Consider the following 14580-nt stretch of genomic DNA (forward strand, 5'->3'; position numbering starts at 1 on the left):
GGAGATTCATCGTCTTACGACGCGTCATCTCCCCGTCACCTGACTGTCTCTTAATCTATAGAAGCTGTTTCTAGTTCCTGACTTTCGTCATTCACATCGTCCTGTCCCGCGAACTTCACACTGCGATATCGGTTCATACCGGTTCCCGCAGGGATCAGCTTACCAATGATAACATTCTCTTTCAGACCAAGCAGCTGATCGACTTTACCTTTAATGGCAGCGTCGGTCAACACGCGAGTCGTCTCCTGGAAGGAGGCCGCCGACAAGAACGAATCGGTTTCGAGAGATGCCTTCGTAATACCGAGGAGAACCGGTTTGGCAACCGCTGGTTCTTTCCCGGAAAGAATAGCGTCTTTATTAGCTGTCTCGTATTCATGCATATCCACGAAGGAGCCTGGCAGCAGGTTGGTATCTCCCGCATCCACGATACGGAATTTACGCAGCATCTGTCTGATCATAACTTCAACGTGCTTATCGTTAATTTCTACGCCTTGGTTACGGTATACGCGCTGAACTTCCTGAAGGATGTAGTTTTGCACGCCACGGATACCCTTGATGCGAAGCATCTCCTTCGGATCAATGGAACCATCGGTCAGCTCATCCCCAGCTTCGATGTGCTTGCCTTCGCTTACGCGCAGACGGGAGCCATAGGTAACCGCGTAAACTTTGGTTTCAGCTTCACCTTGAATTTCGATTTCACGACGGTCCTTCGTTTCACGGATCTCTTTAACCACACCGTCGATCTCACTAATGGTTGCTTGACCTTTAGGATTACGGGCTTCAAAGAGCTCCTGGATACGCGGAAGACCTTGTGTAATATCGTCACCGGCAACGCCGCCTGTGTGGAACGTACGCATCGTGAGCTGTGTCCCCGGTTCGCCGATAGATTGCGCCGCGATAATACCAACCGCTTCACCAATCTCAACATGCTTACCAGTAGCCAGGTTACGACCGTAACATTTTTTGCAAACGCCATAACGTGCACGGCAGCTCAAGATGGAACGAATTTGAAGCTTCTCGACGCCAGCTGCCACGATTTCTTCAGCTTTGTCGGAGTCAATCAATTCGTTGCGGTTTACGATGATCTCTTTGGTTTCCGGATGACGAACGGTTTCAAATGCATAACGTCCCTCGATACGGTCATAGAGATCCTCGATCACTTCCTTGCCGTCCTGAATACGGCTAACCATAAAGCCTTTATCCGTGCTGCACTCGTCTTCGCGAACGATGACATCCTGGGCCACGTCGACAAGTCGACGAGTCAAGTAACCGGAGTCAGCGGTACGAAGCGCTGTATCGGCAAGACCTTTACGCGCACCGTGCGTGGACAGGAAGTACTCGAGTACCGTCAGTCCTTCACGGAAGTTCGATTTGATCGGGAGTTCGATGATACGGCCCGACGGGTTCGCCATCAGACCCCGCATGCCACCGAGCTGGGTGATCTGCGATTTGTTACCCCGCGCCTTGGAATCCACCATGAGCATGATCGAGTTAAAGCGATCCATCGACTTCATGAGTACATCCGTAATATCGTCTTTGGTCTTGGACCAGATGTCGATAACGCGGTCATAACGTTCTTCGTTCGTGATCAAGCCGCGGCGATATTGGTTCGTTACCACTTTAACCTTCTCGTCGGACTCTTTCAGGATTTCGTTCTTCTCGTCAGGTACGATAACGTCGGATACCGCAACGGTTACGCCTGCACGGGTAGAGTATGTGAAACCGATCTGCTTGATTTTATCCAAAATCACAGAGGTTTCCGTTGTATGGTACGTTTCGAAACAGCGTGCAATGATGGAACCCAGGTATTCCTTGCCAACGGCTCCGCTGACCGGCAGTTCCTGGATCACTTTTTGAATATCTGCACCCTTCTCGTATACGAAATACTTCTCAGGCGTGCCTTGCAGCAGGTTCGTACGAGTCGCTTCATTGATGTACGGGAAGCTGGCAGGGAAAATCTCGTTAAAGATAATCCGGCCGATCGTCGTAATCAAAATCGCATCCTGCTGTTTGTCGGTGAAGCTGGTTTTGCCAAGGGCTTTAACCGGAATCGCTACGCGTGCATGCAGACCGGCTGCTTCACGCTGATAAGCGGAAACCGCTTCGTTCACGCTGCCCAGAATCATGCCGGTACCTTTCTCTTCCTTGTTATCCATTGTCAGATAGAAGGAACCCAGTACCATATCCTGAGACGGCGTAACAACCGGCTTACCGTCTTTCGGGTTCAAAATGTTGCCCGATGCCAGCATCAACAGACGCGCTTCAGCTTGGGCCTCAGCGGACAAAGGAACGTGAACCGCCATTTGGTCACCGTCAAAGTCAGCGTTATACGCCGTACATACGAGCGGGTGAAGACGGATCGCATGGCCCTCAACCAGAATCGGCTCAAATGCTTGAATACCGAGTCTGTGAAGCGTCGGTGCACGGTTCAGAAGAACCGGATGCTCTTTAATGACTTCCTCGAGCACATCCCATACTTCTGGACTTACACGTTCTACTTTGCGTTTCGCACTCTTGATATTATGTGCCAGGCCTTTGTTGACCAGTTCTTTCATCACGAACGGCTTGAAGAGCTCAAGCGCCATTTTCTTAGGCAGACCGCATTGGTACATTTTCAGGTAAGGACCTACGACGATAACGGAACGACCAGAGTAGTCAACCCGTTTACCGAGCAAGTTCTGACGGAAACGCCCTTGTTTACCCTTCAGCATGTGGCTGAGGGATTTAAGCGGACGGTTGCCCGGACCTGTTACCGGACGGCCGCGGCGGCCGTTGTCGATCAGTGCATCGACAGCTTCCTGCAGCATGCGCTTCTCGTTTTGAACAATGATATCCGGCGCGCCGAGATCCAGCAGTCTTTTCAGACGGTTGTTCCGGTTAATAACACGGCGGTACAGATCGTTCAAGTCGGAAGTCGCAAAGCGTCCGCCATCAAGTTGAACCATCGGACGAAGCTCCGGCGGAATGACCGGCAATACATCCATGATCATCCATTCCGGATTGTTGCCGGAGTTGCGGAACGCCTCAATCACTTCCAGGCGTTTGATCGCCCGGTTGCGGCGCTGACCTTGTGCAGTGCGCAGTTCTTCCTTAAGGAATTCAAGCTCTTTCTCGATATCAATGTCTTGAAGAAGTTTCTTGACCGCTTCAGCACCCATGCCGGCTTGGAAGCCGTAGCCGTACTTCTCACGGTAGCTGCGGTATTCCTTCTCGGACAGCAATTGCTTTTTCTCCAGCGGCGTATCTCCTGGATCGGTTACAACATAAGATGCGAAGTAAATGATCTCCTCAAGAGATCTTGGGGACATATCCAGAGCCAGACCCATGCGGCTTGGAATGCCTTTGAAATACCAAATGTGCGATACAGGAGCTGCGAGCTCGATATGGCCCATCCGTTCGCGGCGGACCTTGGCGCGCGTAACTTCAACGCCGCAGCGATCGCAGACTACTCCTTTATAACGGACACGCTTATACTTACCGCAATGACATTCCCAGTCCTTCTGAGGACCGAAAATACGCTCGCAGAAGAGGCCTTCTTTCTCCGGCTTCAATGTACGGTAGTTAATCGTTTCCGGCTTCTTCACCTCTCCGCGAGACCAAGAACGGATTTTTTCCGGTGAAGCAAGACCGATTTTCATGTACTCAAAATTGTTAACGTCCAACAAGGAGCAACCCTCCTCAACCTAGTCCTATTTATGTGCTGTACGACCATAACACCACCGCCGACTAATCAGCCGACGGGGGTGAATGATTGACCGTTATTCCACTCCGACTTCAGCGCCTTCCAAGTTAAGGCTCAGTTTATCACCTTGAGCATCGTCTTCGTCATCGAGTTCTTTCATCTCGATTTCCTCTTCGTTCTCGCTCAGGATTTTAACGTCCATACCGAGAGACTGAAGCTCTTTAATCAATACCTTGAACGATTCAGGAACACCCGGTTCCGGAACGTTCTCGCCTTTGACGATCGATTCGTAGGTTTTCACCCGGCCGACCACGTCATCGGACTTGACGGTAAGAATTTCTTGCAGCGTATAGGCAGCACCGTAAGCTTCAAGCGCCCATACTTCCATCTCACCGAAGCGCTGTCCGCCGAACTGGGCTTTACCACCCAGCGGCTGCTGCGTAACGAGGGAGTATGGTCCCGTGGAACGGGCGTGAATTTTATCGTCAACCATGTGCGCGAGCTTGATCATGTGCATGACGCCGACGGTAACTTCACGTTCAAAACGTTCGCCCGTCCGTCCGTCGTACAACACGGTTTTACCATTGCGCTGCATGCCTGCTTCTTCCATCGTATCAAACACGTCATACTCGCTTGCACCGTCGAATACCGGTGAAGCCACGTGAATGCCGAGCTGGAGCGCAGCCATACCCAAGTGAACCTCAAGCACCTGACCGATGTTCATCCGTGAAGGAACCCCCAGAGGGTTCAACACAACTTGAACCGGCGTGCCATCCGGCAGGAACGGCATGTCTTCTTCAGGCAAAATACGGGCAACGACACCTTTGTTACCGTGACGTCCGGCCATTTTGTCGCCTTCGGAGATTTTACGTTTCTGTGCGATGTAGACGCGAACCAATTGGTTGACGCCCGGCGGCAATTCGTCGCCGTTCTCACGCGTAAACACCTTCACGTCCACGATGATTCCGTCACTACCGTGAGGAACGCGCAGCGAGGTATCGCGCACTTCGCGAGCCTTCTCACCGAAGATCGCATGCAAGAGACGCTCCTCTGCCGTCAGCTCGGTTACGCCCTTAGGCGTTACCTTACCAACGAGAATGTCGCCAGCGCTGATTTCGGCACCGATGCGGATGATTCCGCGCTCGTCAAGGTTCTTGAGCGCTTCTTCCCCTACGTTAGGAATATCGCGCGTGATTTCCTCCGGACCGAGCTTCGTGTCACGAGCCTCGGATTCGTACTCCTCGATATGGATCGAAGTGTACACATCCTCTTTGACCAGCTTCTCGGAGAGAAGAATCGCATCCTCGTAGTTGTAGCCTTCCCAAGTCATGAACGCAACGACGACGTTGCGGCCCAGTGCCAATTCGCCCATCTCGGTGGATGGTCCGTCAGCCAGGATGTCACCTTTTTTGATCACATCGCCGCGCTTGACGATTGGACGCTGATTGATGCATGTTCCTTGGTTCGAACGCATAAATTTGTGTAATTTATATTTAACAATATCGCCTTTGACTTCTTGTCCGTCGATATTTTCCACGCGGCGGAGCCAGATTTCGTTGGCGGATGAACGTTCAATAATCCCGTCGTATTTGGATACAATACATACACCGGAGTCTTTCGCAGACTTATGCTCCATCCCGGTTCCGACGAGCGGAGCCTTAGGAATAAGAAGAGGAACAGCCTGCCGCTGCATGTTCGATCCCATCAGCGCGCGGTTGGAGTCATCGTTCTCGAGGAACGGGATGAGCGCCGTCGCTACCGACACGACCTGCTTAGGCGATACGTCCATGTAGTCTACACGGTCGCTCGGCATCGGAAGGATGTTGTCGGATTGCTTGTTATAACGGACGATTACCATTTCGTCAGCGAAGGTACCGTCTTCGTTGAGTTCGGCATTTGCCTGGGCAACGATGTAGTTATCCTCTTCGTCTGCAGTCAGGTAATCGATTTGGTCCGTGACTTTACCGGTCTTCGGATCCACCCAACGGTACGGAGCTTCGATGAAGCCATACTCGTTGATACGCGCAAACGTCGACAAGGAGTTGATCAGACCGATGTTCGGCCCCTCCGGCGTCTCGATCGGACACATACGGCCATAGTGGCTGTGGTGAACGTCCCGCACTTCAAAGCCCGCGCGCTCACGCGTCAAACCGCCCGGTCCGAGTGCAGACAGACGACGTTTGTGCGTCAGTTCCGCTAGCGGGTTGGTCTGATCCATGAACTGGGACAACTGGGAGCTGCCGAAGAACTCTTTGATCGATGCGATAACCGGACGGATGTTGATGAGCGCCTGCGGCGTAATCACGTTCGCATCCTGGATCGACATTCTCTCGCGAACAACGCGTTCCATCCGGGACAAACCGATACGGAACTGATTTTGGAGCAATTCGCCCACAGAACGCAGACGACGGTTACCCAGGTGATCGATATCATCCGTATTGCCGATTCCATGCAGCAGGTTGATGAAGTAGCTGATGGAGGAAATGATATCCGCCTGCGTAATATGCTTCACGGATTTATCGATGTTTGCGTTCGCGATGACCTTCACGACTTTTCCGTCCTCGATCGGAGAGAATACGTCGATCGTTTGCAGCGGGATATCCTCGCTGTCCATCACGCCGCCGGCAACATGATAATTCTTGAAGCCTACGCTCTTCTCAAGGTAAGGCATAATCTCGTCCAAAAGACGACGGTCTACGGTTTGACCGGCTTCCGCAACGATCTCGCCCGTATCGATGTCTATCAAACTTTCTGCCAAACGTTGATTGAAGAGACGGTTCTTAATATGAAGCTTCTTGTTGATCTTATAACGACCAACGTTAGCCAGATCATAACGCTTCGGATCGAAGAAACGGGCAACGAGAAGGCTCTTCGCATTCTCCAGTGTTGGCGGCTCGCCCGGGCGAAGGCGTTCATAGATTTCAATGAGCGCTTTTTCCGTGGAGTCCGTGTTGTCTTTATCCAGCGTATTTTGAATATATTCATCATTGCCCAGAAGATCCAAAATCTCGGCATCCGTGCCAAAACCAAGCGCACGTAAAAGCACCGTTACAGGGATTTTACGGGTGCGGTCGATCCGGACATAAATAATGTCCTTCGCGTCCATCTCCAGTTCCAGCCAAGCGCCGCGGTTAGGGATAACTGTTGCAGTGTACGTCGTCTTACCGTTTTTATCCACTTTCGTGCTGAAATAGACGCTGGGAGAGCGAACCAACTGGCTGACAATAACCCGTTCGGCACCATTGATAATGAATGTTCCGGTTTCCGTCATTAACGGGAAGTCTCCCATGAACACTTCCTGCTCCTTGACCTCTCCGGTCTCCTTGTTAATGAGCCGGACTTTCACGCGGAGCGGCGCCGCATAAGTAACGTCGCGTTCTTTCGCGTCATCGACGGTGTATTTCGGTTCTCCAAGGCTGTAGTCAATGAACTCTAGCACCAAATTGCCCGTGAAATCCTGGATCGGCGAGATGTCCTGGAACATTTCGCGGAGTCCTTCCTCCAAAAACCATTCATAAGATTTTTGTTGGATTTCAATCAGGTTCGGAACTTCGAGTACCTCGTTAATACGAGCATAACTTCGCCGAGTGCGTCGACCATATTGAACAAGATGTCCTGCCAACTTAAACTCACCCCTCATGTCTACTCACTTTAAAAATTTCATTGCGAACCTCTGTTTGTAACACTATAATGGAACATACAGAGGACACTCCCATAAATAGAGAAAAGCCCTTATCGAATACCTTTTCGAAAAAAGAGCAGCTTATCCATGGTTATGATAATCATCTCATATCCTGTAGATTTGCCCAAAATGTACATATTATACGTCAATATGACGGACTTTATGCGTATTTCCGCATAATAAGTCTTGACATTTCAGCCAACTAAAGACAAAGAGACCATCCTAATACTGACATTTTATAATAATACCATACCAGCATACCCAAGTCAACAGCCTAGTCGAACTATTTTAAGAAGATTTCGTCGCTTTGAATATTCGGTACCCTTTATCCTTCGTTACTTCCTCAACCCGTTCAAATAAACTCTCCAGCTTCGCTTTGGCCGAAGGCGCACCCTGCTTCTTCTGAATCACAACCCACAACTGTCCATTCTCGCGCAGATGTTTCCACGATTCCTCGAATATGGCATGCACCGTTTCTTTTCCCGCACGAATCGGCGGATTGGTCAGAACCACATCAAATTGCTGATCCTTCACCGCCTCAAACAAGTCGCTTTCTAAGATCGTAACGTTGTTTATACCGTTGCGCTTCGCATTCTCTTTGGCCAATTCGACAGCCCGACTATTGATGTCGATCATCGTCACATGGCCTTGTGTGGCCATTCTTGCCGCCGTTAGACCGATCGGGCCGTACCCGCACCCTACATCCAGCACTTGGGCATCCTGCCCGAAGTCCATGGCGTCTATCAACACCTTGCTGCCATAATCCACGCCGCCCTTGGAGAATACGCCAGCGTCGCTGACCAAACTAAATGACTGCCCCCGAAGTTCCGTCTTTAGCTCCTTACGATCATGAGCAATCTCCGGCTGGTTTGAGTAATAATGTTGATTCGGCATCATTTCCTCCGTCTTGAATCAAATTCTGCCCGTCTAAGGCATATCGGCCTTAAGCGCTCCATTATTCCAGTGTAACCTTTCCTGCGGAGAATCAGTACGCGTTGAACTCCCCGCCACAATAACAAACCCCTTGAACAAATATTCAAGGGGTTTGCTTCTTGCTGACATTCATCTAGAGAAGTAATTACTTCACTTCTACGGATGCGCCTGCTTCTTCCAATTTAGCTTTAACAGCTTCAGCTTCTTCTTTAGCTACTTTTTCTTTCAATGGTTTTGGAGCGTTGTCAACCAGTTCTTTTGCTTCTTTCAAGCCAAGACCTGTGATTTCGCGAACCACTTTGATTACGTTGATTTTGGACGCGCCTGCGCTAGTCAGGATTACGTCGAATTCGGATTGCTCTGCTTCAGCAGCTGCACCAGCGCCACCTACAACAGCTACTGGAGCTGCAGCAGTTACACCAAATTCTTCTTCGATTGCTTTTACGAGATCGTTCAGTTCCAGAACAGACATGCCTTTAATTGCTTCCAAGATTTGCTCTTTGCTCATTTAAGTTGAACCTCCATTTATTATTAAGATTTGATAGTTGTTGTTACACAGCTTCAGCAAGACAAGGCTTATGCGCCTTGTTCTTCCTTCTCAGCAACGGCTTTAACTGCAAGCGCGAAGTTGCGCACTGGAGCTTGAAGCACGCTGAGGAGCATGGAGAGGAGACCTTCGCGGGACGGAAGTTCTGCCAGAGCTTTGATTTCGCTCTCTCCGATTACACGGCCTTCTACTACGCCGCCTTTCAATTTCAACGCGTCGTTTTTCTTAGCAAAATCGTTGAGGATTTTTGCTGGAGCGACAGCGTCATTGGTACCAAAAGCAACAGCTGTAGGACCAGTCAGGACTTCGTCCAGATCAGTCAGCTCTGCTGCCGCAGTTGCACGGCGAAGCAGTGTGTTTTTCAGTACTTGGAACTCGACGCCAGCTTCACGAAGCTGTTTACGAAGTTCAGTTACTTGCGCAACGTTCAGTCCGCGATAGTCAGCAACTACTGTCGATACGCTCTCGCGCAGCTTAGCAGCAACGACATCAACCGCTTCTTGTTTCGCTTGAATCACTTTTGCGTTTGCCAATGATTACACCTCCTGGTTGTATTAGTAGCGTAAGAGCACCAAGCTCTCCGCTCTTCCTACGGGCACTAAAAAAGCCTCCGTAGAATCACGAAGGCCTGATGAATCATCATTTGGCCGGAGTAACCGGACAAATTGTTGACGTTCTATCATAACACCTCGGTAGGAAATTAAGCCTGCTTAGGGCACCTACTGTCTACGGTAAGCATATTCAACTTTAAGGGTCAGTCTCGAAGACTCACAACTGTTACATAATATCAAACCTCATTGACCAAAGTCAATGGTAATATTATCTGTAGACGGTTGTGTTCACGCGAGCGCTTGGTCCCATTGTCGAGGAAACAGCGATGCCTTTCAGGTATACACCTTTAGCAGCAGCTGGTTTCGCACGATTCAATGCATCGATGAGAGCTTTGAGGTTCTCATTCAATTGAGCTGCATCGAAAGACACTTTACCGATCGGCGCGTGAATTTGACCTGCTTTGTCCAGACGGTACTCGATTTTACCGGCTTTGATTTCTTGAACAGCCTTGGCAACATCGAATGTAACCGTACCAGCTTTAGGGTTAGGCATCAGGCCTTTACCACCGAGCAGACGGCCAAGTTTACCGACTTCACTCATCATATCAGGTGTAGCTACGCAGACATCGAACTCGAACCAGCCTTGTTGGATTTTGTTGATCATGTCTTGATCGCCAACAAAATCAGCGCCAGCAGCTTCTGCCTCTTTCGCTTTTTCACCTTTTGCAAATACCAGAACGCGTTGTGTTTTACCTGTGCCGTGAGGCAAGACAACAACACCACGAACAGCCTGGTCTTGTTTACGTGGGTCTACACCCAAACGTACAGCCGCTTCAACAGTTTCGTCGAATTTGGCAGTTGCAGCCTTCTTCACAAGCTCTACAGCTTCCAAAGGCTCATAAGTTGCTTCGCTGTCAATCAGCTTCGCAGCTTCAACGTATTTCTTACCGTGTTTAGCCATGTTTGTTTTCCTCCTTTGTGGTGTTAGCGGAAATTCCTCCCACATAATCCGAACCTCGTCCGGTTTCAACCGAAAGACGATTAGTCTTCGATTGTGATACCCATACTACGGGCAGTACCTTCTACCATCTTCATTGCAGCTTCAACAGATGCAGCGTTCAGGTCAGGCATTTTTTGCTCAGCGATTTGACGAACAGCGTCACGCTTAACGGTAGCCACCTTCTTCTTGTTAGGCTCGCCGGATCCTTTTTCGATCTTAGCAGCCACACGAAGCAGAACAGCAGCCGGTGGAGTTTTCGTGATGAACGTAAAGGAACGATCTTCAAACACCGAAATTTCAACCGGAATGATCAGACCAGCTTGATCAGCAGTACGTGCGTTGAACTCTTTACAGAATGCCATGATGTTGACACCCGCTTGACCCAATGCAGGACCTACTGGAGGAGCCGGATTCGCTTTACCTGCAGGAATTTGCAATTTCACAATCTTGATAACTTTCTTAGCCATGGTTGACACCTCCTTGCATCAATAGTGGTAGCGGACGCTTTGACACGCCCTCCCACAAGAAACCTGAAGAATTAGATCTTCTCCACTTGAGTATAATCCAACTCCAGCGGGGTTTCCCGTCCAAACATGTTGACGTGAACTTTCAACTTGCTCTTTTCAGCCAAAATCTCTTCCACGGAGCCCACAAAATTCGCAAAAGGACCAACCTTGATACGAACGGATTCCTTGATGTCGAATTCGATCTTCGGTTTCGGCTCTTCCATGCCCATATGCTTCAGAATCTGTTCTACTTCTTCTGGAAGCAAAGGCGTCGGTTTAGAACCGGACCCTGTCGAACCAACAAAACCGGTCACTCCTGGTGTATTGCGGACAACATACCAAGAATCATCGGTCTGAATCATTTCGACCAAGACATATCCCGGGTAAACTTTACGCATGACGGTTTTTTTCTTGCCGTCTTTGTTTACGATTTCTTCTTCCATCGGAACAAGAACGCGGAATATTTTGTCCTCCATGCCCATGGACTCGACACGTTTTTCCAAATTGGCTTTGACTTTATTCTCATACCCAGAGTAGGTATGAACTACGTACCATCTTTTTTCCATATCAAGCCACCTGGGACCCTTCTAAATTATCGCTTCGATCACAGCGGAAATACCGATGTCTACAACCCAAAAATAAATCGTGACAAACACAATGGTGCCGAGAACAATTAAAGTATAGTTCGTCAGTTCTTTACGATTGGGCCAGCGAACTTTTTTAAGTTCCGCCCAGCTTTCAGAGAAAAAGGAAAACAGAGACTTGAAACCACGTTTCACGCCGACTACACCTCCAAAAGAAAACTATCTGGTTTCGCGATGAGGAGTTTGCTCGTTACAGAACTTGCAAAATTTCTTCATCTCCATGCGGTCGGGGTGATTTCGCTTGTTTTTGGTGGTTGTGTAGTTTCTTTGTTTGCAGCTTGTACAAGCCAAAGTGATAATTACCCGCATGATGTGCACCTCCCGAAGACGTCCTTCTTTGTCAGAAGAATCGATATTGATCCTAGTAGAAACAACCTTGTTCTCATCGAAACCCGGTTATTTCTGCGAGATGAATAAAACCGTTGTTCCAAAAGCTGTAACAACGATCCATTCATAAAACACGCGAATTTAGGCCTACCTAAAACACTTTATCACAAGGATAGCGCCATTTCAAGCCTTTTTCTCTCTGATTGCGGGCTGCAATAAATGCCATTGCCAGCTAAACCAGGGAATGAGTCCCCGGAATATTGTAAACATCTCGCTGTAAAAAACTGTGGCGTTTCACAGTCTTTGTCCATCCTGCATAGCATTTAGTCTATATCCAGTATGTTCAATCTTCCAAGAGATGAAACACCAAATATTACACATTTTGCGTTTTGCGAAAATGGACATCTTGGAATTTCGTCCTATCATATCTGCCAGCTAAAAATAAATGGCGACAAAGTATAAAAAAGATCCTTCGCCGGCCATCCTGATTCAATAACGATCAGGCAATTAAAAAAAGGCTCTGATTGAGCCTTCTGCTTCTTATCCGACACTTGCTATTAATTATCCCTGACTTCCAGATAACGTTCAAGCTTTCGCTTTACTCGCTGGAGTGCATTGTCAATCGATTTTACATGACGCCTTAAATCTACCGCAATCTCTTGATAGGATCGACCGTCCAAATAGAGCATCAGGACTTTCCGTTCCAGCTCGCTTAAGATCTCTGACATCTTGTCTTCCAGGCCGACAAATTCCTCTTGATTGATGATCAGTTCCTCCGGATCGCTTACCGCAGTACCGCAAATGACATCCAGCAGCGTACGGTCCGAATCCTCATCATAAATCGGCTTGTCCAATGAGACATACGAATTGAGCGGAATATGCTTCTGTCTCGTAGCGGTCTTAATTGCCGTAATGATCTGCCTGGTAATGCAGAGCTCGGCAAAGGCCTTGAACGAGGACAGCTTATCCCCTTTAAAATCACGAATTGCCTTGTACAGCCCGATCATGCCTTCCTGGACAATATCTTCCCGGTCAGCGCCAATCAGAAAATAGGAGCGGGCTTTAGCACGTACAAAATTCCGGTATTTATTGATCAAATACTCCAGCGCCCCGCTATCACCCTCGCGGACCGCCTCGACAATGTCTTCATCGCTTATCACATCATACCCTGACAACATGACTTCCTTGAGGTCCACACTCAATAGAATCCCTCCGGCCCGGAACGCACGGTAGCCCGTCACTCGCTTGAAATATATGACAAGTATATATGATGTCTACTAGACCGTCAACTACGTTCTACCTAAAATAGACCGATAATAACATTTAATGTAAACTTTTTCATAGATTCATATACCGTTTTCATTCTCCAAATGAGCCGACCTCTCGTCCCTATTGTGTAAAACAGTTCTATTCTCTTCGCCAGCGCTCGAACGCCTGTCTCACATCCGGCGGCAGCTTCCCGTCAAGTGTATTCCTGCTCTTAGTCTGCTCTTTCGTTATTTTTTGCTTCACTTCGCGCTCACTTTGCTCCACCTCGTTAAGCAATTCCCGGGCGGACAGCCGGAGTGCTCCCCGAGCAAAAATCACGTGCTGCTCAATTAAATCGCTGGTCGCCACATAAATTTTACGCCGACGGTGGCTAAACTCCCCGACTAGCCGTTCAATGCACTCATCGGCGGTTTCTTTCTCCTTCGTAAAAAACACCTGAACCTTGCCTTGCGTGTAGGATTTCCCCAGTCCAGGAACACGGTATGCGTCAAAAATCACCACGACTCTGAGGCCTGAGAACGCCTGGTAATCCGCTAATTTCTCCAGCAGCATGTCTCGCGCTTCATGCATGCTGCTATTGGCGAGCTTCGCAAGATATGGCCAGCCGCCGATCATATTATAACCGTCGACCAGCAGCACATCCCGCCAATCGGCCATCATTGCTAACCTTGAAGGCGGCGACGGCGAAGCACTTCGTACATAACGACACCTGCGGCTACCGAGGCATTAAGCGAGTTGATCTTTCCGGCCATCGGCAGTTTCACAAGCACATCGCATTTCTCACGGATCAGACGCCCCATCCCTTTATTCTCATTACCGATAACGATAGCAACCGGCCCGTCAAAAACCTCGGTGTCATACAATTCCTGAACGGCATCAACAACGGTCCCGACAACCCACACACCCATTTCCTTCAGCTGATCGATGGTTTGGCCCAGATTGGTCACCCTAGCTACGGGCACATACTCCACTGCGCCGGCGGATGTTTTGGATACCGTTGCCGTTACTTGGGCGGATCTGCGCTTAGGCAGTATGACGCCATGAGCACCCGTGCAGTCTGCCGTCCGGAGAATCGAGCCCAGATTGTGCGGATCCTCGATCTCGTCGAGAAGCAGCAAGAAAGGCGGTTCGCCTTTTTCCTCTGCAACTTTCAGCAAATCCTCCACTTCCACATAAGCATAGGGTGCCGCTTGGGCAACCACGCCTTGATGCTGGACTCCGGGAACCATCTGATCCAGCTTCCGTTTGTCCACATGCTGAACGACGATGCCCAGCTTCTTCGCTTCCGCGATGATCGGCAGGGTCAGATGCTTTTGCGCGTTTTCGGCAATCCATATTTTATTGATCGTGCGTCCGGATTTGAGCGCTTCCGTGACGGAATGCTTACCGGCTACTACTTCCTCTTCTTGCATCATGTAGGTCTCCTCCTGCATATCAGC

13 protein-coding genes and 1 other annotated feature are annotated in these 14580 nt (G+C 49.3%); all 13 genes read right to left on the bottom strand.

What is annotated here, in order from left to right:
• Nucleotides 1–50: 50 nt before the first annotated feature.
• Complete coding sequence (gene rpoC, locus AC3RCL_RS28875; protein WP_096777174.1) at nucleotides 51–3665, bottom strand: DNA-directed RNA polymerase subunit beta'; 3615 nt, start codon at nucleotides 3663–3665, stop codon at nucleotides 51–53.
• A gap of 93 nt (nucleotides 3666–3758) precedes the next feature.
• Complete coding sequence (rpoB, locus tag AC3RCL_RS28880) at nucleotides 3759–7304, bottom strand: DNA-directed RNA polymerase subunit beta (RefSeq protein WP_036662748.1); 3546 nt, start codon at nucleotides 7302–7304, stop codon at nucleotides 3759–3761.
• A gap of 348 nt (nucleotides 7305–7652) precedes the next feature.
• Entirely contained in the window at nucleotides 7653–8258 is a 606-nt protein-coding gene (locus AC3RCL_RS28885) for a class I SAM-dependent methyltransferase (RefSeq protein WP_213581000.1), read from the bottom strand.
• A gap of 184 nt (nucleotides 8259–8442) precedes the next feature.
• Nucleotides 8443–8805, bottom strand: a complete 363-nt coding sequence (rplL, locus tag AC3RCL_RS28890) for a 50S ribosomal protein L7/L12 (RefSeq protein ID WP_009591984.1) — start codon at nucleotides 8803–8805, stop codon at nucleotides 8443–8445.
• 68 nt (nucleotides 8806–8873) lie between these two features.
• On the bottom strand, nucleotides 8874–9377 hold the full coding sequence (gene rplJ, locus AC3RCL_RS28895; protein ID WP_009591975.1) for a 50S ribosomal protein L10: 504 nt from the start codon (nucleotides 9375–9377) through the stop codon (nucleotides 8874–8876).
• A gap of 58 nt (nucleotides 9378–9435) precedes the next feature.
• Nucleotides 9436–9594, bottom strand: a sequence feature (ribosomal protein L10 leader region).
• A gap of 69 nt (nucleotides 9595–9663) precedes the next feature.
• Nucleotides 9664–10356: a 50S ribosomal protein L1 gene (rplA, locus tag AC3RCL_RS28900; protein ID WP_009591966.1), complete on the bottom strand. Its 693-nt coding sequence runs from the start codon at nucleotides 10354–10356 to the stop codon at nucleotides 9664–9666.
• A gap of 80 nt (nucleotides 10357–10436) precedes the next feature.
• On the bottom strand, nucleotides 10437–10862 hold the full coding sequence (gene rplK / locus AC3RCL_RS28905) for a 50S ribosomal protein L11 (protein WP_006212938.1): 426 nt from the start codon (nucleotides 10860–10862) through the stop codon (nucleotides 10437–10439).
• 71 nt (nucleotides 10863–10933) lie between these two features.
• Nucleotides 10934–11467 (bottom strand): transcription termination/antitermination protein NusG, encoded by a 534-nt coding sequence (gene nusG / locus AC3RCL_RS28910; protein WP_006212939.1) that lies wholly within the window; start codon nucleotides 11465–11467, stop codon nucleotides 10934–10936.
• A gap of 21 nt (nucleotides 11468–11488) precedes the next feature.
• A complete protein-coding gene (gene secE / locus AC3RCL_RS28915) occupies nucleotides 11489–11680 on the bottom strand; it encodes a preprotein translocase subunit SecE (protein WP_006212940.1) in 192 nt (63 codons plus the stop codon).
• Between the two features lie 24 nt (nucleotides 11681–11704).
• Nucleotides 11705–11854 carry a 50S ribosomal protein L33 gene (gene rpmG / locus AC3RCL_RS28920; protein ID WP_006212941.1) on the bottom strand — a complete coding sequence of 50 codons (150 nt, stop codon included), beginning with the start codon at nucleotides 11852–11854 and terminating at the stop codon, nucleotides 11705–11707.
• Between the two features lie 575 nt (nucleotides 11855–12429).
• Complete coding sequence (gene sigH / locus AC3RCL_RS28925; protein WP_194544959.1) at nucleotides 12430–13074, bottom strand: RNA polymerase sporulation sigma factor SigH; 645 nt, start codon at nucleotides 13072–13074, stop codon at nucleotides 12430–12432.
• 205 nt (nucleotides 13075–13279) lie between these two features.
• Complete coding sequence (locus AC3RCL_RS28930; RefSeq protein WP_071221026.1) at nucleotides 13280–13798, bottom strand: NYN domain-containing protein; 519 nt, start codon at nucleotides 13796–13798, stop codon at nucleotides 13280–13282.
• Between the two features lie 5 nt (nucleotides 13799–13803).
• Nucleotides 13804–14556: a 23S rRNA (guanosine(2251)-2'-O)-methyltransferase RlmB gene (rlmB, locus tag AC3RCL_RS28935; RefSeq protein WP_492533365.1), complete on the bottom strand. Its 753-nt coding sequence runs from the start codon at nucleotides 14554–14556 to the stop codon at nucleotides 13804–13806.
• Between the last annotated feature and the right edge of the window lie 24 nt (nucleotides 14557–14580).

It is taken from the genome of Paenibacillus sp. MT86 (genome assembly GCF_058792535.1).

Excerpts from the sequence above, each read along its gene's own strand:
- AC3RCL_RS28885 (WP_213581000.1), bottom strand. The coding sequence starts at position 8,258 with ATGCCGAATCAACATTATTACTCAAACCAGCCGGAGATTGCTCATGAT.
- rplL (WP_009591984.1), bottom strand. The coding sequence starts at position 8,805 with ATGAGCAAAGAGCAAATCTTGGAAGCAATTAAAGGCATGTCTGTTCTG.
- rplA (WP_009591966.1), bottom strand. The coding sequence starts at position 10,356 with ATGGCTAAACACGGTAAGAAATACGTTGAAGCTGCGAAGCTGATTGAC.
- rplK (WP_006212938.1), bottom strand. The coding sequence starts at position 10,862 with ATGGCTAAGAAAGTTATCAAGATTGTGAAATTGCAAATTCCTGCAGGT.
- nusG (WP_006212939.1), bottom strand. The coding sequence starts at position 11,467 with ATGGAAAAAAGATGGTACGTAGTTCATACCTACTCTGGGTATGAGAAT.
- rpmG (WP_006212941.1), bottom strand. The coding sequence starts at position 11,854 with ATGCGGGTAATTATCACTTTGGCTTGTACAAGCTGCAAACAAAGAAAC.
- AC3RCL_RS28930 (WP_071221026.1), bottom strand. The coding sequence starts at position 13,798 with ATGGCCGATTGGCGGGATGTGCTGCTGGTCGACGGTTATAATATGATC.
- rlmB (WP_492533365.1), bottom strand. The coding sequence starts at position 14,556 with ATGATGCAAGAAGAGGAAGTAGTAGCCGGTAAGCATTCCGTCACGGAA.